This is a genomic window from Mycobacterium simiae (genome assembly GCF_010727605.1).
GTDB classification, from domain to species: domain Bacteria; phylum Actinomycetota; class Actinomycetes; order Mycobacteriales; family Mycobacteriaceae; genus Mycobacterium; species Mycobacterium simiae.
Window position 1 is genome coordinate 2,645,758 of the sequence record NZ_AP022568.1, and the last position, 24,300, is coordinate 2,670,057.

General features: G+C 65.6%; 21 protein-coding genes, 3 tRNA genes and 2 pseudogenes. 15 read left to right on the top strand and 11 right to left on the bottom strand.

Annotated elements, in window-relative coordinates; genetic code table 11:
- Positions 1-207: 207 nt before the first annotated feature.
- Together G6N33_RS12285 and G6N33_RS27455 are read left to right on the top strand one after the other, a co-directional pair.
- Positions 208-735, top strand: a pseudogene (locus tag G6N33_RS12285) (recombinase family protein).
- A 298-nt stretch (positions 736-1,033) separates the two neighbouring features.
- Complete coding sequence (locus tag G6N33_RS27455; RefSeq protein WP_049919069.1) at positions 1,034-1,594, top strand: hypothetical protein; 561 nt, start codon at positions 1,034-1,036, stop codon at positions 1,592-1,594.
- 9 nt (positions 1,595-1,603) lie between these two features.
- Here G6N33_RS27455 and G6N33_RS27190 read toward each other — a convergent pair whose 3' ends face one another.
- On the bottom strand, positions 1,604-1,876 hold the full coding sequence (locus G6N33_RS27190) for a hypothetical protein (RefSeq protein ID WP_155945917.1): 273 nt from the start codon (positions 1,874-1,876) through the stop codon (positions 1,604-1,606).
- Between the two features lie 575 nt (positions 1,877-2,451).
- Between G6N33_RS27190 and G6N33_RS12300 the strand changes: the two genes are divergently transcribed.
- Both G6N33_RS12300 and G6N33_RS12305 read left to right on the top strand, forming a co-directional pair.
- Positions 2,452-2,709 carry a hypothetical protein gene (locus G6N33_RS12300; protein WP_081662366.1) on the top strand — a complete coding sequence of 86 codons (258 nt, stop codon included), beginning with the start codon at positions 2,452-2,454 and terminating at the stop codon, positions 2,707-2,709.
- Between the two features lie 491 nt (positions 2,710-3,200).
- Positions 3,201-4,452, top strand: a pseudogene (locus G6N33_RS12305) (IS30 family transposase).
- 290 nt (positions 4,453-4,742) lie between these two features.
- Here G6N33_RS12305 and G6N33_RS12310 read toward each other — a convergent pair.
- Together G6N33_RS12310 and G6N33_RS12315 are read right to left on the bottom strand one after the other, a co-directional pair.
- Complete coding sequence (locus G6N33_RS12310) at positions 4,743-5,615, bottom strand: AbiJ-related protein (RefSeq protein ID WP_049919067.1); 873 nt, start codon at positions 5,613-5,615, stop codon at positions 4,743-4,745.
- A 73-nt stretch (positions 5,616-5,688) separates the two neighbouring features.
- A tRNA-Leu gene (locus G6N33_RS12315) sits at positions 5,689-5,774 on the bottom strand.
- Between the two features lie 254 nt (positions 5,775-6,028).
- On the opposite strand from G6N33_RS12315, the gene G6N33_RS12320 reads away from it, so the two are divergent.
- The 7 genes from G6N33_RS12320 (at position 6,029) to pknB (ending at position 15,978) form a co-directional block, all read left to right on the top strand.
- Positions 6,029-7,684, top strand: coding sequence for a DUF3662 and FHA domain-containing protein (locus tag G6N33_RS12320; RefSeq protein WP_044509105.1), 1,656 nt, complete (start codon positions 6,029-6,031; stop codon positions 7,682-7,684).
- Between the two features lie 108 nt (positions 7,685-7,792).
- Positions 7,793-8,260, top strand: coding sequence for an FHA domain-containing protein FhaB/FipA (locus G6N33_RS12325; protein ID WP_044509104.1), 468 nt, complete (start codon positions 7,793-7,795; stop codon positions 8,258-8,260).
- A gap of 132 nt (positions 8,261-8,392) precedes the next feature.
- Positions 8,393-9,901 carry a PP2C family protein-serine/threonine phosphatase gene (locus tag G6N33_RS12330; protein ID WP_044509103.1) on the top strand — a complete coding sequence of 503 codons (1,509 nt, stop codon included), beginning with the start codon at positions 8,393-8,395 and terminating at the stop codon, positions 9,899-9,901.
- Positions 9,898-11,307, top strand: a complete 1,410-nt coding sequence (locus G6N33_RS12335; RefSeq protein WP_044509102.1) for an FtsW/RodA/SpoVE family cell cycle protein — start codon at positions 9,898-9,900, stop codon at positions 11,305-11,307. Before G6N33_RS12330 ends, G6N33_RS12335 begins: the two co-directional genes overlap by 4 nt.
- Entirely contained in the window at positions 11,304-12,782 is a 1,479-nt protein-coding gene (gene pbpA / locus G6N33_RS12340) for a D,D-transpeptidase PbpA (protein ID WP_044509101.1), read from the top strand. Before G6N33_RS12335 ends, pbpA begins: the two co-directional genes overlap by 4 nt.
- Complete coding sequence (locus tag G6N33_RS12345) at positions 12,779-14,110, top strand: serine/threonine-protein kinase (protein ID WP_101528340.1); 1,332 nt, start codon at positions 12,779-12,781, stop codon at positions 14,108-14,110. Before pbpA ends, G6N33_RS12345 begins: the two co-directional genes overlap by 4 nt.
- Entirely contained in the window at positions 14,107-15,978 is a 1,872-nt protein-coding gene (pknB, locus tag G6N33_RS12350) for a Stk1 family PASTA domain-containing Ser/Thr kinase (protein ID WP_044509098.1), read from the top strand. Before G6N33_RS12345 ends, pknB begins: the two co-directional genes overlap by 4 nt.
- Here pknB and G6N33_RS12355 read toward each other — a convergent pair.
- On the bottom strand, positions 15,956-16,651 hold the full coding sequence (locus G6N33_RS12355; protein ID WP_044509097.1) for an aminodeoxychorismate/anthranilate synthase component II: 696 nt from the start codon (positions 16,649-16,651) through the stop codon (positions 15,956-15,958). The genes pknB and G6N33_RS12355 overlap by 23 nt on opposite strands.
- Before the next feature lie 49 nt (positions 16,652-16,700).
- The gene (locus G6N33_RS12360) at positions 16,701-17,444 is read right to left on the bottom strand and encodes a DUF881 domain-containing protein (RefSeq protein ID WP_044509096.1); all 744 of its coding nucleotides are present in this window, start codon (positions 17,442-17,444) and stop codon (positions 16,701-16,703) included.
- A 118-nt stretch (positions 17,445-17,562) separates the two neighbouring features.
- On the opposite strand from G6N33_RS12360, the gene crgA reads away from it, so the two are divergent.
- Both crgA and G6N33_RS12370 read left to right on the top strand, forming a co-directional pair.
- The gene (gene crgA, locus G6N33_RS12365) at positions 17,563-17,844 is read left to right on the top strand and encodes a cell division protein CrgA (protein ID WP_044509095.1); all 282 of its coding nucleotides are present in this window, start codon (positions 17,563-17,565) and stop codon (positions 17,842-17,844) included.
- A gap of 155 nt (positions 17,845-17,999) precedes the next feature.
- Positions 18,000-18,434 carry a PH domain-containing protein gene (locus G6N33_RS12370; protein WP_044509094.1) on the top strand — a complete coding sequence of 145 codons (435 nt, stop codon included), beginning with the start codon at positions 18,000-18,002 and terminating at the stop codon, positions 18,432-18,434.
- 26 nt (positions 18,435-18,460) lie between these two features.
- On the opposite strand, the gene G6N33_RS12375 is transcribed toward G6N33_RS12370, so the two are convergent.
- Positions 18,461-19,009 carry a peptidylprolyl isomerase gene (locus G6N33_RS12375; RefSeq protein WP_044512578.1) on the bottom strand — a complete coding sequence of 183 codons (549 nt, stop codon included), beginning with the start codon at positions 19,007-19,009 and terminating at the stop codon, positions 18,461-18,463.
- A 137-nt stretch (positions 19,010-19,146) separates the two neighbouring features.
- Here G6N33_RS12375 and cwsA point away from each other — a divergent pair, with 137 nt between their 5' ends.
- Both cwsA and G6N33_RS12385 read left to right on the top strand, forming a co-directional pair.
- Positions 19,147-19,584 (top strand): cell wall synthesis protein CwsA, encoded by a 438-nt coding sequence (gene cwsA, locus G6N33_RS12380; RefSeq protein WP_044509093.1) that lies wholly within the window; start codon positions 19,147-19,149, stop codon positions 19,582-19,584.
- Positions 19,585-19,715: 131 nt separating this feature from the next.
- Positions 19,716-19,928, top strand: a complete 213-nt coding sequence (locus G6N33_RS12385; RefSeq protein WP_044509092.1) for an excalibur calcium-binding domain-containing protein — start codon at positions 19,716-19,718, stop codon at positions 19,926-19,928.
- A gap of 12 nt (positions 19,929-19,940) precedes the next feature.
- On the opposite strand, the gene G6N33_RS12390 is transcribed toward G6N33_RS12385, so the two are convergent.
- From G6N33_RS12390 to gyrA, 5 genes are all read right to left on the bottom strand, one after another.
- Positions 19,941-20,243, bottom strand: a complete 303-nt coding sequence (locus G6N33_RS12390) for a CDGP domain-containing protein (RefSeq protein ID WP_044509091.1) — start codon at positions 20,241-20,243, stop codon at positions 19,941-19,943.
- Positions 20,244-20,340: 97 nt separating this feature from the next.
- Positions 20,341-20,413: transfer RNA gene (locus G6N33_RS12395), tRNA-Ala, on the bottom strand.
- A 163-nt stretch (positions 20,414-20,576) separates the two neighbouring features.
- Positions 20,577-20,650: transfer RNA gene (locus tag G6N33_RS12400), tRNA-Ile, on the bottom strand.
- A gap of 62 nt (positions 20,651-20,712) precedes the next feature.
- A complete protein-coding gene (locus tag G6N33_RS12405) occupies positions 20,713-21,594 on the bottom strand; it encodes a DUF3566 domain-containing protein (protein ID WP_044509090.1) in 882 nt (293 codons plus the stop codon).
- Between the two features lie 134 nt (positions 21,595-21,728).
- Positions 21,729-24,245, bottom strand: coding sequence for a DNA gyrase subunit A (gene gyrA / locus G6N33_RS12410; RefSeq protein ID WP_044509089.1), 2,517 nt, complete (start codon positions 24,243-24,245; stop codon positions 21,729-21,731).
- Between the last annotated feature and the right edge of the window lie 55 nt (positions 24,246-24,300).

Consider the following 24,300-nt stretch of genomic DNA (forward strand, 5'->3'; position numbering starts at 1 on the left):
CTCACATCTAGAGAAACGAGACACCCCTTGGGGTGCCAGTCCTTTACCGAGTAATGCCAGGTCGCGGTGTCTCATATCGTGTCTCACACCGCGTGTCTCGAATCCCCGCTGTCACCGCCAGGTGAGACAGTCATGGGCATGACCGCGATCCTGGGCTACGCCCGCGTCAGCACCACCGGCCAAGACCTCAATGCTTAGCGCAGTGCGCTGACGGCCGCTGGCGTAGATCCCGATCGGCTGTTTACCGACGAACTCTCGGGCGCTGTGGGCACACAGCGCCCGGCTTGGTTGCCCTGCTCAACTATGCCCGTCCGACGATGTTGTGGTGGTGGCTGCCATTGACCGTCTAGGACGGTCAGCCGCCGAGGTCACACGCACCATAGCCGACCTTGATAGTCGGCGAATCCTGTTGCGAGCCTTGCAAGAAGGCGTTGACACCGCCACTCCGACTGGTCGCGCGGTGGCCGCCATCATGGCCACCCTGGCTGAGCTCGAGCTCGAACTTGGGCGTGAGCGTCGCGCTGCTTCTCGTGACTCCAGACGAGCACGCCACCTACCGGCCACCAAGCCCGCCAAACTCACTATTGAGCGACAGCGACAGCTACGTCGTCTCGCCGATACCGGAGAACCCGTTCACGAACTTGCGCTAAAGCGTTCGGCATCAGCCGAGCGACGGCGTATCGGTACCTCTCCGCATCCGTGAACAACCCAGCGTTGGAGTCGAGGCAACCGTGAATCTGACCGAGCTGGGTGCGGCCCTTGGCCCCTTCTTCGATGTCCCCGGCAGCCCCTCACATCAGCAGCTCCGCGATGCATTCACCCGCCACGGCCTCAGCCACCTGGGCCCGGCGCCAGACGGAAGGACACCGAACGGATCTCACCTAGGCAAGATGAAGCGAGTCCGCCATGTCTTTGTCTCACCGGCAGCACACACCGCACTGCGGGACTGCCGTTGGCCCGAGAACTGGTAGCGCTGTGTCGGGCTCACGGAGGCTTCACCCCTGGCAACGAGAGCTATGCCGGCAGTGCGAGAGTGACCCAGCTCGTACAGGCCTTCGCTCCACTTGGCTTCACTCTTGACCGCGACGGATCGCTACAGCCGACCGTCATCGACAACCTGAGCGGCACAGAACTCACAACGACGCTGCGCAGCTACGTCGACAGAATCAACTCCAACCCCGACGACGCACCACTACAGGTCGGCACTCTTGGATGGCCGGCGATACCGGGCAAACTGATCGGCGTGAGCTACAACTTTGCGTTTTGGTCTGGAGCGAATGATCTCGATCCCGGTCAGGTGTATCGGCAGCTAAACGGCGGCCAACATGTTGTTGAAGTTGATGTGGTGGACCGGAAACTCGTCTTGACGGCGATCGCAGAGTATCTGCCCGACTGGCGCTGGGACGGGCAGATCCTGCAACCACCGGGAGCAGACCCTGACGGTGCGCCAGCGTTCGATGTATCCATCGGCAAGCAGCTCGTCGAGTTTGTCGGCTACGCGTGGGAACCCGAACACGCGAACATGATCATCGACGCCATGCATCACCTCGGGCTACGGCTCTACGACCCCCAGATCGAGGAACGGTTCTCGTAAACACCCCGACTAGATTTGCGCGGTTGAGCAGGGGCGGGCACCAACTCCCGCCCAGGCCCACACCGCCCGACCCAAAGCCAGCCCCCCACACAACCCCACCGGACACTTCCGCATCCGCCACGACACCATCGACCAATTCGGCAACTCACCCTGCGCCGCGGCAGCCGCCTGCACCACCTCGGCATCGGCCGCACCTGCGCCCACACTCCAGTCCTGATCCTGGTGACCACCCACACCGTCACCGTCATCAGCAAAACCGGCCACCACGTCCTCAGCAGCCACCACATCGACCCCAACAAAAATTACTGGCGCAACCAAAACAAAACCCGGCCGATGGCCGGGGAATCTGTCACCCATGACGCGAGACATCTGTCACCCATGACCCGACTCATCACAATGGTGGGCGGTTAACACCGCATGGTCGATCCGGATTTCTCGCATCGCTGTCCAGGGTTTTTATTGGATTTCTCCCGGTGATTTTTGCGCTGTCTCGGGTGCCGGAGGACAGCTGACCACGGGAGCCAGGTGGGGTGGTCGCGCCGAAGCAGTGGTTGTGGTGGCAACTGTGACATGCCCGATAATCGACAGCCGGCGCGACTCGCACACCACCTCCGCACCCGAATCAACGGATTCACAAGCCATGGGCGTGAAAGCGCTGACGAGCATGACGGCCACGGCGTGAACGACAGCGCGCTGCAGGACGCCGTCGAGCACCCCCTCAATCCGCCCCGGTTTAAGTTGGACGAACAGGGCGGTGGTGCTTACGTTTACGACGGCAAAGACGCGACAGTCGTGTTGAACCAAAATGGGCAAGTGGTGACATGCTGGGCTAACAACCACGACGGATGGAGGCAGTGATGGGGACTGTCCTTGATGCCGTTGCACCGGAGCACCGCGATGTCATTGTGGAAGAACTCTCACACCGCGACCCTGCTCTGCTGGCCGACCTTCGCGACGCGACTGAACCAACACTTGAACAGCGCGAAGGTGTGAACCGGGCACTCGCCGACGCGGTGGTATGGAGCCTAGGACCTGACTACAGCCCAAACGACCATGGGTTGGCCGTTGAGCGCGCCGTCAAGGCTTTCCTCGAAGCCTGGCCGATACACAGGTAAACACCGAGTCGCCCAGGACAGGGTCGCCATCACCTCGGCGGCTCGGTGGGACAAGAACCCAGACATCGCGGTTGCTTGAAACACGACAGCATTTCGGCGGTGTGGGCGAAATCGCAACGTAGTTTGCTTTCCCTCGCATCGCGTTCAAGGGGAATCGGGGGCCCGTTTCACGCCTTCGGAGGGTTTCGGAGGTGGCAATCCGATACGTTGGCGGCGGTGGCCCGGGTGAACGTGACACAAATAGAACGCGTCCGGCGGTGATGGTCGAATGTAAACAGCTGTCGCACAACACCGCTTGCAGCCAGTTGGCGTCATCCATCGGATCGAACACCACGGGCCCGTAATTGCCGAAAATGTGGGCGGTAACGCCGTCGCAGGGGTCGGTCCGGCATGACGGGGACGCCTGTCGGCTCCGGCTGAATCCTGAGCAGCCTGCTCCGGGGTGGTTTCTAGGGGTTGTCGCAACACTTCCCTAGATTCTGGAGGTTGTGTTGGCATCGTCGCGTCGGGTGAAGAAGGGGCCGGGGCGACGTCCGCAGTCCGCCAAGTGTCAACGGTTCATGGAATTGCGGGCTCGTGGGTGGAGTGTGCGTGCCGCGGCCCGCGAAGTCGGTGTGTCCCGGTCGGCGGCAACGAATTGTGCGCGCGGCTACAAGACCTACCGCAATGGCGTCGTAGTCGGTTTCGTCCCGCCGCTGGATCGGTTGGCGGTCCGCGAGATCAGCCCGCGTTACCTGTCGCAGGACGAACGGATCAAGATCGCCGATCTTCGTCGTTGCGGGCTGAGCATCCGCGCGATTGCCATTCTGGTCGGTCGGGCAGCATCGACTATTTCGCGAAAGCTACGCCGCAACGCGGCAGCCGATTGCCGATATCAGCCCTTCGAGGCTCATCGGCGCGCCGCCGCGCGTCGAGCGCGTCATCACGGACGTCGGCTCGACACCAACGACGACCTCAGCGCGGTGGTCACCGAATTACTCGGTCGGCGCTGGAGTCCGCAGCAGATCAGCCGTAACCTGCGTCTGCGCTTTCCCGGTGATCCGTCGATGCGGTTGTGCCATGAGAGTATTTATCAAGCGGTTTACCAACCGAATTCGCGTTTCCTGCGACCGTCGCGATTGGCCCCGCACCGGCGGTCACCGCTGCGCACCGGGCGGGATCACCGCCGAGCCCACCAATGTCAGCAGCGTCGGCGGCCGCGGTTTCAGCAGCCGATGCTGACGATTCACGACAGGCCGTTCCCGCCCGTTGACCGGTCGCAGGCCGGCCACTGGGAGGGGATCTCATCATCGGCGACAATCATCTGTCAGCGATCGGCACACTGGTCGAACGGCAGAGTCGGATGCTGCGGCTGTGCACCTGCCTCGCGCCGATTCCGATTCGGTCCACGCCGCGCTGGTAGCGCGAATGCAGGACCTGCCGCGGGAGCTGATGCGTTCGATCACCTGGGATCAAGGCACCGAGATGGCGCGTCACCTAGCCACCGCCGACAAGCTCGGCGCTCCTGTCTACTTCTGCGACTCCCGCTCACCATGGCAACGTGGCAGCAACGAGAACACCAACGGCCTGCTGCGCGACTACTTCCCCAAGGGCGTCACCCTCCGGGGCCATTCACCCGAGCACCTACTGGCCGTCGAGAACGAGCTCAACAACCGTCCACGAATGATCCTCCAAGACCGTTGTCCCGCGGACCTATTCGCCACCCTGCTAGCCTCAGAAAGTCCGTCGGTGTTGCGACGTTGACTAGAACCCACCCCGGAACTACCTGCTCACTTTTCGACCGGAGCCGACAGACGCCACCATCGCCTTGGCGCAGATCAGACACGGTATGGGACAGTGCCTTTCGTCGCACGCTCTTCATCGGCATCCCGGGCATCAGCGGCCTCGCCGGCGAGCTACTGGATGCCTGCCAATGCTCCCTGTGCGGTGGATGGGCGGTGCGACAGCGCACCGAACTCCACGGCGGTGCCGACAATATTCACCGTCGGCATCCGACCACGCCACCTGAAAGGTACAGCGATCTGCGTGGCGGGTCATGTGGCCGCTCCTGGACCGAGGTGGGCTCCGCAGGATGGGCACCACCGCACCTGCTCACCGAGGACATCGCGAAGCGCCGCCACGTCGGCGCGGTGGTGACGGCAGGTTTGACGGGCCAGATGAATTCGGATCACGCTGACGATGAACTGTGCCCGCTGCGTGGGGTTCTCGCCGTAGCCATCGGTGAAGGTAGTGCCTTCAGTGATCACTTCACCGCTGGAGTGCTCGAATTCCTCGGTGACGATCTCACCGTTGTCATCGACCCCGGTGACGACACGTCCGACGAGCCCGTTGGGCCGTAGGTCGAGAAAGGAGTCCCGACGACGCCATCCGTAGACGGCATGGCCACTGATCCAATCAGCCGCGTAGAGCTCGCAGCCGTCTCTCGCCAGTGCTTCGTTGAATGACTTAAGGAGTCCGGCAACTTCCTCTTCATCAGGTCTCACGACGGGGTGCAGCATCTCTGCGAGGAATCGCAGGGCGAACTCGTCGTCGCCATGTTGCAACCCAAAGCGGCTGTCGGTACCTACCGAGTCGTCTGGCCAGTCTTGAGGGTTGTTGACGCGATGCTGCCAGATATCACCCGCAGCGGACTTGTACCTCGATGCAGTGCTCGACATTGAATCCAAGTCGTGGATGCGCGCCAAGAAGTCGGGCTCTTCCAACCTTCCCTCCAATAGCACCTTCGACAGGTTGATGGTGTCGAAGATCCTGCGGAGCGTCACTTGGGTGATGCGCTTCGTCGCCACGCCCCTACAACTCCTTTGTGGCCGGCACCCGACCCGGTGGATCGGGTGCCCTTCAAGGATTATGGGGATCAGCGAGACCGTGTCCCCGATCGCGATGAAAGTCGCGTCCGCGGCCAGCATCCTCACCAAACACAAAGGTCACGAACCATTTCGAGTTCGTGACCTTTGGGGCCGCCGTTCGTAGAACCGCTCGTGGTGGGCGAAGGGGGACTTGAACCCCCACGTCCCGAAGGACACTGGCACCTGAAGCCAGCGCGTCTGCCATTCCGCCACTCGCCCGGGGAAACAACCGAAGGACCATATCACTGTAGTAGTCCTTCACCCTAACCGCTCCCGCGGGCCGCCCGGTCTTGAGCGGACCGGACCGCTGCGCCCGCGACCAGGGGTGACGTGCGGGGATGCGATTCTCAGAGTTCTCACGGTGACGCGGCGCGGCGGTGTCCCGATACCATGCATGAGTGATGCGACACGCGGGTGAGCCGTTTGCCTCGCGCCGGCGATACACCGCGACAAGTGCGGGCGAGCGCTGACGTATGGGTAGCCAAAAGGGGCTTGCCGCGCGGATCGAGCGCAAGCTCGAGTCAACGGTCGGTGACGCATTCGCCCGCGTGTTCGGGGGATCGATAGTCCCGCAGGAGATTGAGGCCCTGCTGCGCCGGGAAGCCGAAGACGGTGTCCGGCCGCTGCACGGCAACCGCCTTTTGGCGCCCAACGAATACGTCATTACCCTCGGTGTGCACGACTTCGAGCGGGTGGCCGCCGACCCGGATCTCACGTCGGGCGCTTTCGCGAGATACCTGGCTGACTATCTCCAGGAACAGGGGTGGGAAACGTATGGTGATGTCGTCGTCCGGTTCGAGCAGTTGCCGAACCTGCATACCGGCCAGTTCCGCGCCCGCGGCGCTGTCAACCCCGACGTCGAGCCCCGCCCGACGGTCAACGATCCCGTCCGGCCACAATCAAATCAGGCGTTCAGCGCAGAACCAGGAGTACCACCGATGACTGACAACTCGAGCTACCGCGGCGGTCAGGGGCAGGGGCGTCCCGGCGACGAGTATTACGCGCGTCCGCAAGACGACCAGCGCGGCGGCCAGGACCCGCAGGCCGGAGCTGACCAGCGCGGCGGGTATCCGCAGGAGCAGGGCGGCCACCCACCGCAGGGGGGCTACCAGCCTCCGCGCTACCCCGACCAGGGCCAGGGCGGCTATCAGGACCAGCGTGGTGGCTACCCCGAGCAAGGTGGTTACCAAGAACAGCGCGGCGGCTACCCGGAGCAGGGCGGTTACCCCCCGCAGGGCGGCTACCCGGGCCCGGGCGGGTACCCGGACCAGGGCCGCGGCTACCCGGAGCAAGGGCAGGGTGGTTACCCGCCTCCCTACGAGCCCCCGTACGAGCACCGGCCACCGGCCGGTGGCTACGGCGCGCCCGGCTACGACCACGGCGGCCAGGGGTACGACCAGGGCGGGCAGGCGTACGACCAGAGCTACCGCCCCGGTGGCGGCTACGCTCCACCTCCCGCCGGGCAACCGGGTGCCGGGCAGCAGGGCTACGGCGGCTACGGCGGCGATTACGGTCGAGGACCGGCTCGTCCCGAGGAGACCGGCTACGCGGCCCCGCCCGCGCCCGAGCAGCGGCCGTCCTACCCGGAGCAGGGCGGATACGACCAGGGCTACCAGCAGGGTGCTCCGAGTTACGGTCAGCAGGAGTACGCCGGCGGCGACTACACCCAGTACGCGGAGAACGTTCCGGTCGGCGGTTACGGTCCGCAGGGCGGCGGCTACCCCGAGACGGCCCACCGTGATTACGAATACGGCCAGCAGCCCGAGTACGGCCAGCCCGCGGATTACGGCCAGCAGGCCGGCGGTTATGGCGGCTACGGCCAAGGCGGTTACGGAGCGGCCGGAGCCGCGGTCACGCTGCAACTCGACGACGGCAGCGGCCGGACCTACCAGCTGCGTGAAGGTTCCAACATCGTCGGCCGCGGCCAGGACGCCCAGTTCCGGCTGCCCGACACCGGTGTGTCGCGCCGGCACCTGGAGATCCGGTGGGATGGACAGGTCGCGCTGCTGTCCGACCTCAACTCCACCAACGGAACCACCGTGAACAACGCGCCGGTGCAGGAGTGGCAGTTGGCCGACGGCGACGTGATTCGTTTGGGCCACTCGGAGATCATCGTTCGGATCCACTGAACGCACCGGGCTCAAGCTGCCGTGCTTCGCCCCGCGTCGAACGCCCTCCAAGTATCGTGACGTTGCTTGGTTTCACGAGGTGCGGCGCCAGGACGGAAAGGACGCCAGATGCAGGGACTAGTACTGCAGCTGACGCGTGCCGGCTTTTTAATGCTGTTGTGGGTATTCATTTGGTCCGTTCTTCGCATCTTGAAGACTGATATCTACGCACCCACGGGTGCGGTCATGGTTCGCCGTGGCTTGGCGTTGCGCGGCAGTTTGCTGTCGTCCCGCCAACGCCGCCATGCCGCTCGGTATTTGGTGGTGACCGAGGGAGCGTTGGCAGGTGCGCGCATCACGCTCAGCGGGCAACCGGTGTTGATTGGTCGGGCCGACGACTCGACGCTGGTGTTGACCGATGATTACGCCTCGACGCGGCACGCCCGGCTGTCGCAGCGCGGCTCGGAGTGGTACGTCGAGGATCTAGGATCGACCAACGGCACTTACCTTGACAGGGCGAAGGTGACGACTGCGGCACGAGTTCCCATCGGAACGCCGATCCGGATCGGCAAGACGGCGATTGAGTTGCGCCCGTGACCCGCGCACACGACGAAGAGGCCGGCTTGGCATTGATGCCAGCCGGGGTCGAGGAGTTGCGCCCGTGACCCGCGCACACGACGAAGAGGCCGGCTTGGCGTTGATGCCAGCCGGGGTCGAGGAGTTGCGCCCGTGACCCTGGTCCTGCGATATGCCGCCCGCAGCGATCGCGGACTGGTACGCGCCAACAACGAAGACTCGGTTTACGCGGGCGCTCGACTTCTGGCACTGGCCGACGGCATGGGCGGCCACGCCGCCGGCGAGGTGGCCTCGCAGCTGGTGATCGCCGCGCTCGCCCACCTCGACGACGACGAACCCGGTGGCGACCTGCTCGCCAAGCTCGACGCGGCGGTGCGCGCCGGCAACGCGGCGATCGCGGCGCAGGTCGAGATGGAGCCCGAGCTCGAGGGGATGGGCACCACACTGACCGCAATCCTGTTCGCGGGCAACCGTCTTGGATTGGTGCACATCGGTGATTCGCGTGGCTATCTGCTCCGCGATGGCGAGCTGGTCCAAATCACCAAGGACGACACCTTCGTTCAGACCTTGGTCGACGAGGGTCGGATCACGCGGGAAGAGGCGCACAGCCATCCACAGCGATCGTTGATCATGCGGGCGTTAACGGGCCATGAGGTCGAGCCAACGCTGACGATGCGCGAGGCCCGCGCCGGTGATCGCTACCTGCTCTGCTCGGACGGGTTGTCCGACCCGGTTAGCGACGAGACCATCTACGAAGCACTGCAAATCCCCGATGTTGCCGAAAGTGCCTATCGCCTCATCGAATTGGCGCTGCGCGGCGGCGGGCCCGACAACGTGACAGTGGTGGTCGCCGACGTCGTGGACTACGACTACGGACAAACTCAGCCGATTCTGGCCGGGGCGGTCTCCGGCGAGGAAGACCAGCTGACGCTGCCCAACACCTCGGCGGGCCGGGCATCGGCCATCGGCGCTCGAAAACCCGCCGCTAAACCCATTGCCGCACAAGAAGAACCCGCCCCCCGCTCGCGGTGGGCGTGGCGGAGGACATTCATCGTCGTCACGTTGGTGGTGCTACTGGCGCTCGCCGGCCTGGCCATCGGTCGGGCGATCATCCGGAGCAACTACTACGTCGCCGAATACAACGGCATGGTGTCGATCATGCGGGGGATTCAGGGGTCGCTGCTGGGCATGTCCCTGCACGAGCCGCATCTGGCGGGTTGCCTGAACGCGCGCAACGACTTATCGATCATCAGCTACAGCCAGTCCGGCGGTCATCTCGACTGCCGGCTCTTGCAATTGCAGGACCTGCGGCCCGCCGCTCGCGCCCAAGTACTGGCCGGGCTTCCGGCCGGAACCTTGGATCAGGCCGAATCACAGCTCAAAGAGCTCGCCGCCAGCAACCTGCTGCCGCCCTGTCCGCCGCCGCGGGCGACCTCGCCGCCGGCGCCGCCGACCCCGGCGACCGGCGGGACAACTCCGCCGAGCGCTACAGCGCCCCCCACCCCTTCCAGCGGCACCCCTCCCACCAGCACGCCCCAGAGCACCACTCCCACAAGCACTTCCCCCGCGGCGCCCGCGTCCTCGTCGCCTCCCACCCCCACGGTGACCGCGCTCCCGCCAATCCCTCCTCAGCCGGGCATCGATTGCCGGGCGGCTGCATGACCACACAGGTCCAACCGCCGGTCGCGGTGACCCCGCCGCTGCCCACTCGGCGCAATTCCGAGCTGCTGTTGTTGTGCTTCGCCGCACTGATCACCGTCGCCGCGCTACTGATTGTCGAGGCCAACCAGGGGCGCGGCCTGCGCCTGGATCTGGTCGGCTACGGGTTGATCTTTCTGGCCGTTTTCGGCAGCGCGCACGTGGCGGTGCGGCGCTTCGCGCCCTATGCCGACCCGCTACTGCTGCCAATTGTGGCGCTGCTCAACGGTCTTGGCTTAGTCATGATCCACCGGCTCGACCTCGTCGGCGGTGAGCTCAGCGGACGTCATCATCCCAGTGCGACCCAGCAGCTGCTGTGGACGCTGGTCAGCGTGGCCGCTTTCGCGCTCGTCGTCACATTCCTCAAAGACCACCGTCAGCTTGCCCGCTACGGCTACATCTTTGGACTCACCGGCCTGGTGTTCCTGGCTATCCCGGCCATCCTGCCGGCGTCGCTGTCCGAGCAGAACGGCGCCAAAATCTGGATTCGGTTGCCGGGCTTCTCCATTCAGCCCGCCGAGTTCTCGAAGATTTTGCTGCTGATCTTCTTCTCTGCAGTGCTGGTCGCCAAGCGCGGTCTGTTCACCAGCGTGGGCAAGCATCTGATGGGGATGACCCTGCCGCGGCCACGGGACCTCGCGCCCCTGTTGGCGGCGTGGGTGATCTCGATCGGCGTCATGGTCTTCGAAAAGGACCTGGGCACTTCGCTATTGCTTTACGCGTCGTTTTTGGTCGTGGTGTATCTGGCCACCCAACGGTTCAGTTGGGTGGTCATCGGGCTGGTGCTGTTCGCCGCAGGAAGCGTTGTCGCATACTTCATTTTCGCGCACGTCCGGGTTCGGGTGCAGATGTGGTGGGACCCGTTCTCCGATCCCGACGGCAACGGCTACCAAAGCGTGCAGTCGCTGTTCAGCTTCGCCACCGGGGGCATCTTCGGTACCGGGCTTGGCAACGGTCAGCCTGACACCGTGCCGGCGGCATCCACCGACTTCATCATCGCGGCGTTCGGTGAGGAGCTCGGCCTGGTCGGGCTGGCGAGCATCTTGATGCTCTACACCATCGTTATCGTCCGCGGCTTACGCACCGCAATCGCGACCCGTGACAGCTTCGGCAAGCTGCTGGCCGCGGGACTGGCCTCCACGCTGGCTATCCAACTGTTCATTGTGGTCGGCGGTGTCACCCAACTGATTCCGCTGACGGGACTCACCACCCCGTGGATGTCTTACGGCGGATCCTCGCTGCTGGCCAACTATGTGCTGCTCGGCATTTTGGCACGCATCTCGCACAGCGCCCGCCGTCCGTTGCGCACCCCGAGACGCGACACTGCGCCGATCGCGGCCGCCGGCACCGAGGTGATCGAGCGAGTATGAACGCCTCACTGCGACGGATCTCGGTGACCGTGATGGCGTTGATCGTGCTGCTGCTCCTCAACGCCACGATGACCCAGGTCTTTGCGGCCGACGGCCTGCGCGCCGACCCCCGCAATCAACGGGTACTGCTGGACGAGTACTCGCGTCAGCGCGGTCAAATCATCGCCGGTGGCCAGCTGCTGGCCTATTCGGTCGCCACCGACAGCCACTTCCGCTTCCTGCGGGTGTACCCCAACCCTGCGGTGTACGCCCCGGTGACCGGCTTCTACTCGCTGCGCTATTCCAGCTCCGGGCTGGAACGGGCCGAGGACTCGCTACTCAACGGTTCCGACGTGCGGCTGTTCGGCCGGCGGCTGGCCGACTTCTTCACCGGCCGCGATCCGCGCGGCGGCAATGTGGACACCACCATCAACCCCCGCGTGCAGCAGGCCGGCTGGGACGCGATGCAGCAGGGGTGCGGTGGGCCGCCGTGCAAGGGAGCCGTCGTCGCCCTGGAACCGTCCACCGGCAAAATTCTTGCCATGGTGTCGTCGCCGTCCTATGACCCCAACCTGCTGGCGTCTCATGACCCCGAGGTGCAGGCGCAGGCGTGGCAGCGGTTGCGCGACGATCCCGACGACCCGCTGGTGAACCGGGCGATCTCGGAGACCTATCCGCCCGGTTCCACGTTCAAGGTGATCACCACCGCCGCGGCGCTGCAAAGCGGGGCCACGGAGAACGAGCAGCTGACGGCGGCGCCGACGATCCCGCTGCCCAACAGCACCGCCACGCTGGAGAACTACGGCGGAACCCCGTGCGGCGACCAGCCGACGGTGACGCTCAGCCAGGCCTTCGCCAAGTCCTGCAACACCGCCTTTGTGCAGCTGGGCATCCGCACCGGGGCCGAGGCCCTGCGCAGTATGGCGCGCTCGTTCGGCCTGGACAGCACCCCGAGCGTGATTCCGCTGCAGGTCTCGGAGTCGACCGTTGGGATAATCGCCGATGGGGCCGCCCTCGGGATGTCTAGCATCGGGCAGAAGGATGTGGCGCTGACCCCGCTGCAAAACGCGGAGATCGCCGCGACCATCGCGAACAACGGCGTGACGATGCAGCCGTACCTGGTCGAAAGCCTCAAAGGACCGGACTTGGCCAACATCACCACGACGGCGCCATATCAGCAGCGCCGCGCGGTAACGCCGCAGATCGCCGCTAAGCTGACAGAGCTCATGGTCGGAGCCGAGAAGGACGCACAGCAGAAAGGGGCTATTCCCGGCGTGCAGATTGCATCCAAGACCGGTACCGCGGAGCATGGCACCGACCCGCGCAACACTCCGCCGCACGCGTGGTACATCGCGTTTGCGCCCGCAGAAGCGCCGAGGGTGGCGGTGGCCGTGCTGGTGGAGAACGGCGCGGATCGCCTGTCGGCAACGGGCGGCGCACTGGCGGCGCCGATCGGACGCGCCGTCATCCAGGCCGCATTGCAGGGGGGCCCATGAGCCCACGAGTTGGGGTGACGCTGTCGGGCAGGTACCGGCTGCAGCGCCTAATCGCCACCGGTGGCATGGGCCAGGTCTGGGAGGCCGTGGACAGCCGACTGGGGCGCCGGGTGGCCGTCAAGGTGCTCAAGGGTGAGTTCTCCCAGGACCCCGAGTTCATCGAGCGGTTCCGTGCTGAGGCGCGCACCACCGCGATGCTCAACCACCCCGGGATCGCCGCCGTGCACGACTATGGCGAAAGCCAAATGGACGGCGAGGGGCGCACCGCCTACCTGGTGATGGAGTTGGTCAACGGGGAGCCGCTGAACTCGGTACTCAAGCGCACCGGCCGGCTGTCGCTGCGGCACGCCCTGGACATGCTGGAGCAGACCGGCCGCGCGTTGCAGGTCGCCCACGCCGCCGGGCTGGTCCACCGCGACGTCAAACCGGGCAATATCCTGATCACTCCGACAGGCCAGGTCAAGATCACCGACTTCGGCATCGCCAAGGCCGTTGACGCAGCGCCGGTGACCCAGACCGGCATGGTGATGGGCACCGCCCAGTACATTGCTCCCGAACAGGCGTTGGGCCACGACGCCACCCCCGCCAGCGATGTCTACTCACTGGGAGTCGTTGGCTACGAAGTGGTTTCAGGCAAGCGGCCATTCACCGGTGACGGCGCCCTGACTGTTGCCATGAAGCACATCAAGGAACCGCCGCCGCCGCTGCCGCCCGAGCTGCCCCCCAATGTGCGGGAACTGATCGAGATCACCCTGGTCAAGAATCCCGGTATGCGTTACCGCAGCGGGGGACCGTTCGCCGACGCTGTCGCCGCGGTGCGCGCCGGCCGCCGACCACCCCGGCCCAGTCAGACACCACCGCCGGGCCGGGCCTCGCCGGCGGCCATCCCGTCGAGCCCGGCGACCAGAGCGGCCGCCGCGGCCGGCACCCGCAGTGCCGCCCAGCGCCGCGCCCGCCCGTCCTCGACTGGTCATCGTCCGCCGCCGGCGCGACGCACGTTTTCCTCGGGTCAGCGCGCCCTACTGTGGGCCGCGGGGGTGCTCGGGGCGTTGGCGATCATCATCGCGGTGCTCATCGTGATCAACTCTCGCGCCGACACCCAACAGCAGCCGCCGCCTCCCCCGACCGTCACCGACACCGGTATCCCGCCCACCACAGCACCGCCGCCGTCCAAGACACCCACGGGTTCGGGCCCGGGTCTGGGCCTGGATTGGACGCGGGGCCCGGCGGTGAGCAATTCTGGATTCCAGAGCAGGCCACCCGAACTGAGCTGGGCGAACCCCCTGACGCCCAACCTGTCTCCGGCCCGATACGAGACACCGCAATGACGACCCCGCAGCACCTGTCCGACCGTTACGAATTAGGCGACATCCTCGGTTTCGGCGGAATGTCCGAGGTGCACTTGGCCCGCGACGTGCGCTTGCATCGCGACGTCGCGGTCAAGGTGCTGCGTGCCGATCTGGCCCGCGACCCCAGCTTCTATTTGAGGTTCCGCCGCGAGGCGCAGAACGCCGCGGCGCTGAACCACCCGGCGATCGTCGCGGTCTACGACACCGGGGAGGCCGAGACCCCGGCGGGGCCGTTGCCCTACATCGTCATGGAATACGTCGACGGGGTCACGCTGCGCGACATCGTGCACAACGACGGCCCGCTGCCGCCGCGGCGCGCGATCGAGATCATCGCCGACGCCTGCCAAGCCCTGAACTTCAGTCACCAGAACGGCATCATCCACCGCGACGTGAAGCCGGCGAACATCATGATCAGCACTACCAATGCCGTCAAGGTGATGGACTTCGGCATCGCCCGCGCGATCGCCGACAGCGGCAACAGCGTCACCCAGACGGCGGCGGTAATTGGGACGGCTCAATATCTTTCGCCCGAGCAGGCTCGCGGCGACTCTGTGGACGCCCGCTCCGACGTCTACTCGCTGGGCTGCGTGCTCTACGAAATCCTGACGGGCGAGCCTCCTTTCACCGGCGACTCACCGGTTTCTGTTGCCTACCAACATGTTCGGGAAGATCCGGTGCCGCCATCCAAGCGGCACGAGGGCATCTCGGCCGACCTTGACGCCGTCGTGCTCAAGGCATTGGCCAAAAACCCGGACAACCGCTATCAGACCGCCGCGGAGATGCGGGCCGATCTGGTTCGGGTGCACAACGGCGAAGCCCCCGAGGCACCCAAGGTTCTTACCGACGCCGAACGCAGCTCGCTGCTGGCGTCGGGCGCACACGGCCCGCGCACCGACCCGCTGCCCCGGCAGCGTCTGACCGACGTCGACCCCGACCGAATGGGTGGTCCGGTCGGTCGCTGGGTCGTCGCGGTCGCTGTGCTGGCGGTGCTGACGATCGTCGTCGTCATCGCGTTCAACACCTTCGGCGGGTCGACGCGAGACGTTCAGGTGCCCGACGTGCGCGGCCAAGTGTCCGCGGATGCCGTTGCGGCGCTGCAGAATCGGGGCTTCAAGACCCGCACGCTGCAGAAGCCCGACTCAACGATTCCGCCCGACCATGTGATCAGCACCGACCCCGGCGCCAACGCGTCGGTGGCCGCGGGCGACGAAATCGCGATCAACGTCTCCACCGGACCCGAGCAACGCGAGGTGCCCGACGTGTCCTCGCTGAGTTATTCCGAGGCGGTCAGCAAGCTGAAGGCCGCCGGGTTCAGCAAGTTCAAGCAGGCGAATTCGCCGTCCACCCCGGAGCTGCTGGGCAAGGTGATCGGCACCAACCCGCCCGCCAACCAGACGTCGGCGATCACCAACGTCGTCACGGTCATCGTGGGGTCGGGACCCGAGACGAAGCAGGTTCCCGACGTCGCCGGCCAAACCGTTGACGTCGCCCAGAAGAACCTGACCGTCTACGGCTTCACCAAGGTCACCCAGGCGCAAGTGGACAGCATCCGCCCCGCCGGCGAGGTCGTCGGCACCAATCCGCCCAAGGGCCAAACCGTCCCGGTGGACTCGATCATCGAGCTGCAGGTGTCCAAGGGCAACCAATTCACCATGCCGGATTTGACGGGCATGTTCTGGACCGACGCCGAACCGCGGTTACGCGCGCTGGGCTGGACGGGTGTGCTCGACAAGGGCCCCGACGTCGACGCCGGCGGCTCCCAGTCGCACCGAGTCGTCTATCAGAACCCGCCGGCCGGTTCCGGGGTGAACCGGGACGGCATCATCACGCTGAAGTTCGGTCAGTAACCGCGGGCTCGGGGAAATACGGCCGCACCGCCGAGCGGACCTCGTTCTCCAGCCTGCGGATCAGGGTGTCGTCGCGCGACCATCCGCAGTAACTGAGCCAGTTGGCCAGCATTCGGTGCCCACCCTCGGTGAGGATCGACTCGGGGTGGAACTGGACGCCGTGGATCGGCAACTCGGTGTGCTGCACGGCCATGATGACCCCGCTGCGGGTCTGGGCGGTCACCTGCAATTCCGCGGGCAACGACTCGGGCAGGATGGTCAGCGAGTGGTAGCGCGTCGCCGTGAAGGGATCCGGAAGTCCTTGCAACACACCGGTATTAGAATGCTGCACACTGCTGGTCTTGCCGTGCAACAGCTCGGGCGCGCGGTCGACGGTGGCGCCGAATGCCACCCCGATGGCCTGGTGGCCCAGGCAGACCCCGAGCAGCGGAGTGGCCGACGCGGCGCACGCGCCTACCAGGTCGATGGATGCGCCGGCGCGCTCCGGGGTGCCCGGTCCCGGGCTAAGCAGCACGCCGTCGAATTCCGTGGCGATCGCGGCGTGACCGTCCGGCGGTGCCGCCAGCCGGGGGTCATCGTTGCGCCACACGTCGGCCTCGACTCCGAGTTGCCCCAGATATTGCACGAGGTTGAACACGAAGCTGTCGTAGTTATCGACAACGAGGATCCGCATCGTGTCAGGTTACCGTCCGGCCGCGGGCCTGCCACTTTCTAGTGGTCGCTCAATAGCCGATCGGCGCGTCCGGCTCAGCATAATGAGTGCGCGCCGGTTCGGTGTGCCCGACGATTTGCACGTCCGGCTTGACGTCCTCGTGGTAGCCGAGCCCGAATCGCACCACGTATTGCTTGTAGAGGATCACCAGGGGCGCCGCAGCCAGCGCGGCCTGCATGGCCGGCGCATTGCCGATGGCGGTGATGGTGTAGGGCGGACTATAGGTTCGGCCATTGAGCAGCAACGTGTTACCCACGCAGCGCGGCACCGAGGTCGGGATGATCCGCTGGTCCTGCATCTGGATTGCCTCCGCCCCGGAGCTCCACAGGGCGTTGAGCACCGCGACGATGTCCTGCTGGTGCACGACCAGGTCGTCGGGCGAGGCGTCGCGCGGGAAGCGGCCGTTGGCGTCGCGCTGGGCGTCATCGAGGGTGACGATCAACCCCGGCCCGTGGACCGGCGTCATGTCCGCCTCGGCCGCCAGTTCGGCCGAGCGTCTCAGCATGGCCGCCAACGCCGCATCGGGGGATTTCAGATGCGTCGAATCGATCTTGCCGACCAGCCCGTCGCGTTCGGCCTTGAGGCGATCCACCGAACCCTGCGTCTCCCGCACCAGGTCCACCAACCGGGGTGCGTCGCTGCGCCGGATCTCCGCCCCACCGGCCACGCCGTGCGTGGCGGCGATGAGCAGGCCAGCCAGCAGGCAAACCAGGGGGACGCCGAAGCTCCAGGGGGAGCGGCGGATCTGTCTCATAGCGTCTCCGATGTCCTGCCCCGGCCGCCAGGTGCGTTAATCTCGTAGCCAAGTCTTGCGTGTCGCTACAACCGCTATCGTTGCACCCCGTCCCGTTCACCGTGATCCCGAGGTAGTCATGCCGAAGTCCAAGGTCCGCAAGAAGAACGACTTCACCGTCAGCGCGGTCAGCCGGACACCGGTCAAGGTGAAGGTCGGGCCGTCCAGCGTGTGGTTCGTTGCGCTGTTCGTCGGTCTCATGCTGATCGGTCTGGTCTGGCTGATGGTGTTTCAGTTGGCGGCGGTCGGCAGTCAGGCACCGACCGCCCTGCATTGGATGGCCCAACTCGGTCCCTGGAACTACGCAATCGCGTTCGCTTTCATGATCACCGGTTTGTTGCTCACCATGCGCTGGCACTGAACCAGATCAGCCGCGGAATGAATTTATTTCCGGGTGGATCGGCGCCTGAGCCAGCAACCTTGTGAGCACCCAATCACACGCGTGTGATTTATCCCCACTGTTGATAGCTGATGTGGATAACCGCATCGGCGGTGGTAAGAGGGGTTGACGAGCGCATGCAGCAAACAAGTTGGGAGCCCCACGCCGGGGGAATCGCTGGTTGCGGCCTCGCTGGCGTTCTCATGGCTACCATCAGTGTGACCGTGGTCACAGACCCGCCGGGCCGCGTTCTGGCAGGCGTTGCCGGGATAGGGCTGCTGGTGTTTGCGGGCGGGACGTGGCGCGCGCGGCCAAAGCTGGCAATTACCCCTGCCGGCCTGACCATCCGAGGGTGGTTCCGGACGCAGGTATTGCAGCAATCCGACATCAAGATCATCCGGATCACCGAGTTCCGTCGGTTCGGGCGAAAGGTCCGCTTCCTCGAACTCGAGACGGCCGACGGCGGGCTTTCGTTGTTGTCCCGCTGGGATCTGGGCACCGACCCGCTGGACGTGCTCGACGCCCTCACCGCCGCCGGATACGCGGGCCGAAACGGGGCCGAACCGGCCTAGCGAGGCTGGCGCAGCGAACGCCTCGACTAGGAGATGGTGATCGACTCGATGACGACCGGCTCGGTCGGACGGTCGTTGCCGTCGGTGGGCGTCGTCGAGATCGCTTCAACGACCTGCTGCGAGTCGGGATCGGTGACCTCGCCGAAGATCGTGTGCCGACGGTTCAGGTGCGGGGTCTTGCCGACGGTGATGAAAAATTGCGAGCCGTTGGTGCCCGGACCCGCGTTGGCCATCGCCAGCAGGTAGGGCTTGTCGAATTGCAGTTCGGGATGGAACTCGTCGGCGAACTGGTACCCCGGGCCGCCGCGGCCCGTACCGGTCGGGTCGCCGCCCTGGATCATGAAGCCCTGGATCACGCGGTGGAAAACCGCGCCGTCGTAGAACGGCCCGGACGGACCGCCCGATGCGTTCTGCGTCGAGTACTCCTTGGTGCCCTGCGCCAGGCCGACGAAGTTAGCGACCGTCTTGGGCGCGTGGTTTCCGAAGAGGGCGATCTTGATGTCGCCTCGGTTGGTGTGCAGTGTGGCAGTGGCAGTCTGATGCGGGCTGTTGGTCACGACACCAGAGTCTGCCACTAGCCGCCCGCCCCGCCGCACCCGGTGCCACCCGGCGGGCCCGGTGCCGAAATTGCCGACGTCGACCCGCAATAGGCCCGCCGGTCTCGCGTTGGTGGCAGTCTGTAGGTTCCATAAGCGGCACAGAGAGGCGGCAGATGAGTGCCAACGCGCAATCCCGGCTGACCCCAAGGCAGCGACTGTCTCGGGGCCTGACTTACTCCGCGGTGGGTCCCGTGGATGTCACCCGCGGCCTCATCGGCCTCGGCGTCGACTCCGCGCAATCGACCGCGTCGGAGTTGCGCCGCCGCTACCGCCACGGCCGGCTCTCCCGCGAGATCGCCGCGGCCCAGGAGACGCTCGCCCAAGAGCTGGCCGCCGCACAGGACGTCGTTGCGAGTCTGCCCCAGGCGCTGCAGAGTGCACGTAAATCGCGGCGACGCCGGGGCAAGCGGCCCCTGCTGATCGTGGGTGCGGCCGTCGTAGTGCTAGCCGGCGGTGCTGCCGCGTTCAGCATCGTTCGGCGCTCGGTCAACCGCGGCACGCCCGAACCTTCGCCGCGGCCGCCGAGCGTGGATGTGCAGCCACGTCCTTGAGCTAGTGGATTGTCCTTGTAGCCGTTGGCGTACCCGCAGCGCTGAACGGCTTGGCGCTGTCTAATCGATTTTCGCCCGCGGATCGCGTGCAGGTCGTAATCTCACAACCCGCAGGGAAGGGTGTGTGAGGCATGGACATTCGCCACACGGTGGTTGTGCTGGCCGCGGTCGCCGCCGGGCTCGCGATCGGTCTGACGGTCGCGCCCGCAGCGCAAGCTGACCCGCCGTACGCCAATTGCAAGGCGGCCGCGCAAGACGGGCGCTACAACATCCCGCGTGGTGATCCCGCTTACCAGCAGAAGCTCGATCGCGACAACGACGGCATCGCCTGCGAATCGCGCTGAGCGACCGAGGATTTAGTCGTCGATGTGGTTGGACGGCTGCCCAAGCGGCATTGGCTGCGTCGGATCAACCGGGTAGCACTCCGGCGGCGGGGTGATGTCCTCGATCACTCCCTTGCCGCCGTAAACCGGGTAGCTGGCGCCTTGATGGCATCGCTCCCAGGTCCCGTCCGGCGCAACCGGTTTGTCGCAGTACGACTCTCCGGGCAGTAAGCCGGGCTGACAGCCCGCGAAGGCTTTCGGTGCCGTTCCCAATCCGCCGATCGTCAATGCCGCCCCTAGCAAAGCGGCGGCGCCGCACCACGCCAGTTTCATCATGATCCGCAGAATACAACTCCGGATCTGCAAGCGCGCGGTAGGTGACCTGCGAGTCCGTACCGCGCCGCGGTCAGGATTCGGCCACAATTTCCGATTGTGGAGCCTAGGGGAATCGAACCCCTGACACCCGCCTTGCAAAGGCGGTGCTCTACCAACTGAGCTAAGGCCCCGGTTGACCGCCGGGCCTGCCGGGCGGATCAATGGGTGCGGGATCAACTACTGCCACGTGCCAGACCTCGACGCCGCGTCGTGACCGCACCACCGCTGCCACCAACGCAATCAGTGCTAACGGCACTGCAAGTCTCACACAACGTCTTGACGGGCACATGGTTGTGGGCCTAGGAGGACTCGAACCTCCGACCTCTTCGTTATCAGCGAAGCGCTCTAACCGCCTGAGCTATAGGCCCGTACACGCGTACGGCCGAGCGACGAGATTACCGCACTGGCCGCCCCACCCCAAAACCCCCAACTAATCCCGATCCGCCAGCGTCACTTCGATGCCCCCGATCAGGTCCGTCGTCAGGTTGTAGACGAACGCACCGATGGTGGCCATCGCCGTCATCAGGACGATGTTGACCAATCCGATCAGCACGGCACCGCCGAAGATGGTGCCGCTGGACACCAGTTCGCCGCTGCTGCCGCTGGTGTTGTTCAGTAGGTCGCCCACGTTGCTGTTGAGCTTGGCCCACACGCCCATGCCGCCCAGCACCAGGTAGAGGAAAGCCACGGCGATCATCCAGACGAAGAACAGCGCCACCGACAGCATCAGCGACACCTTCAGCGTGCTCCACGGATCGATCCGGCGGACCTGCATGCTGGCCCGGACGGGGCCGCCGCGTCGCCGCGAGACTTGAACCAGGTTGTCGCGGCCTTCGCGGGATTCTCCGGTCGTCGTCGATCGAACACTCGACTGCGACGCCTCCCCGCGGTCGGGCGCGGACTTGCGCTGCGTTCCTCGCGGCAGCCCGCCGGAAAGATCCGGCAACTCGCTGGCGTAAACCTCGTGCGATGGCCCGTCACCGCGCGGCGACGCGTCAAATTCGGGGTTCTTCGGTTGGCCCTGCCCGCCGGTCGTCGGCGCGCCGCCGCCCGAACCGAACCGAGTCAGCCTGGCGTCCACCCCGGACGGCGGTCCTTGCGGTCGCACCTCGGACGGCGGATCGCCCTGCCGATTTCCGGGATTGGCGGCCCGGGCCGCCCCCCGCTGCCACGGCGGCGAATCCGAAGTGTCGGGCCCACGGCCGACGTGGGGAGGCACGCCACGCTGGTGCGCCCCGGCCCGCTCCGCCGCAACGTCGCCGTTCGGGCTGTCGCCCTGTCTGGGGGCGCCCGGCTCGCTCGGTGAGGTCACCGGAGCCTCCTTACCTCTGCTGCCCAGGCCGCCCGGTTGGTGGCACTCGTATGGTCCTGGTCGCGCTGAGTCTAATGCCCGCGTCCGGCGGCACTCCGTTGGCAGGCCTCTGCTGGATACCGACGCTTACCGGGCTAACTCCCGGACTCGTCGGTGCCGTCGGTTTCCTCGACGTCGTCCTCAGCGCTTTCTTCGGCGTTACGTGCGATCGCGAGCAGCGTGTCGCCCTCACCCAGGTTCATCAACCGGACGCCCTTGGTCTGTCGTCCGGCCTTGCGGACCTGCCGCGCGGCGGTGCGGATGACGCCGCCGCCCGAGGTGATCGCGTACAGCTCGCTGTCGTCGTCGACGATCAACGCTCCCACCAGGCTGCCACGCCGGCGGTCGTATTGAACAGTGAGGACGCCCTTGCCGCCGCGGCCCTGGACCGGATACTCCTCGATCGCGGTCCGCTTGGCGTACCCGCCCGCGGTGGCCACCAGTAGATACATGCCCTCCTGGACCACATTCAGCGACAACAGCCGGTCGTCTTCGTTGAACCGCATGCCCTGCACGCCGGAGGTGGCGCGGCCCATTGGCCGCAGCGCCTCGTCGGTCGCCGAGAATCGGATCGATTGCCCGTTGGCAGAGACCAGCAACAGGTCCTCCTCGGCCGAGCACAACACGGCCCCGACCAGCTCGTCGTTATCGCGCAGGTTGATCGCGACGATGCCGCCGGAGCGGTTGGAGTCGAAGTCGGTCAGCTTGGACTTTTTGACCAGCCCGTTTTTGGTGGCCAGCACCAGATAGGGCGCGTCCTCGTAACTGCGGATCTGGATGACCTGTGCGATGCGTTCCTCGGGTTGGAATGCCAACAGGTTGGCGACGTGCTGACCGCGGGCGGTCCGGGATGCCTCGGGCAGTTCGTAGGCCTTCGCGCGGTATACCCGGCCCTGGGTGGTGAAGAACAAGATCCAGTCGTGCGTCGAGGACACGAAGAAGTGCGCGACGATATCGTCCTGCTTCAGCCCGGCGCCTTGGACCCCCTTACCACCGCGCTTCTGGCTGCGGTACAGGTCGGTCTTCGTGCGCTTGGCGTATCCGGTTTCGGTGATCGTGACGACGACGTCCTCCCGGGCGATCAGATCCTCGTCGTTGACCTCGCCGTCGGCCGCAATGATGCGAGTGCGCCGCTTGTCGCCATGCTTTTCCACGATTTCGGCGAGCTCGTCGCGCACGATCCCGCGCTGCCGTTCCGGCTTGGCCAAAATGTCTTCCAAATCGGCGATCTCGGCTTCGATCTTGGCCAGGTCGTCGACGATGCGCTGGCGCTCCAGGGCGGCCAGTCGACGCAGCTGCATGTCCAGGATTGCCTGGGCCTGGATTTCATCGATGTCGAGCAGCTCGATCAGGCCGGCGCGGGCGATGTCAACGGTCTGCGAAGCCCGGATCAACGCGATGACCTCGTCGAGCGCGTCGAGGGCCTTGACCAGACCGCGCAGAATGTGGGCGCGCTCGTTGGCTTTTCGCAACCGGTAGGTGGTCCGACGAACGATCACGTCGAGCTGGTGTTCGACGTAGAGGCGGATCATCTGGTCGAGACGCAGCGTGCGTGGCACCCCGTCGACGATCGACAGCATGTTGGCCCCGAAGCTGGTCTGCAGCTGGGTGTGCTTGTAGAGGTTGTTCAGCACCACCTTGGCGACGGCATCGCGCTTGAGCTCGATGACGATACGCAGCCCCACCCGGTCACTGGACTGGTCCTCGATGTTCGAGATGCCCGCCAGCTTGCCGTCGCGGACCTGCTCGGCGATCGAGGTGATGAAGTTGTCGTGGTTGACCTGATAGGGGAGCTCGGTGATTACCAAAGATGTTCTGCCTCTGAGCTCTTCAACCTCGACGACGCCGCGCATCCGGATGGACCCGCGGCCGGTTTTGTAGGCGTCGGCGATGCCCTGCGAACCGACGATCAACCCCGAGGTCGGGAAGTCGGGGCCTTTCACCCGCTCCATGACCGCGGCCAACGTCGCTTCTTCGTCGGCGTCGTAGTTGTCCAGCGCCCAGAAGACGGCCTCGGCGAGCTCGCCGAGGTTGTGCGGCGGAATGTTGGTGGCCATGCCGACCGCGATGCCACCCGAACCGTTGGCCAGGAGGTTGGGGAACCGGCTGGGCAACACGGTCGGTTCTTGCACCCGGCCGTCATAGTTGGGGATGAAATCGACTGTCTCCTCGTCGATTTCGCGCAACATCTCCATCGCCAGCGGCGTCAGCCGCGCCTCGGTGTACCTCATGGCTGCTGGCGGGTCGTTACCCGGGGAACCGAAATTACCCTGGCCGTCGACCAACGGGTAGCGCAGCGACCAGGGCTGCGCCATGCGCACCAGCGTGTCGTAGATCGACGCGTCGCCGTGCGGGTGGTAGTTACCCATCGTCTCGGCGACCGAACGGGCTGACTTGGCGTGGCTGCGATCCGGGCGGAACCCGGAGTCGTACATCGCGTACAGCACCCGGCGGTGCACCGGCTTGAGCCCGTCGCGGACCTCCGGCAACGCGCGGCCCACGATCACGCTCATCGCGTAATCGATGTAGCTGCGCTGCATCTCCTGTTGAATGTCAACCGGCTCGATCCGGTCGACGGAGTCGTCGCCTGGTGGCAGCGTCGTGTCAGTCATGTAGTCCTCTTTTTAGAAGTCGCACAACGGGTTCGGCGTTTGTTGGGGCTGGTGT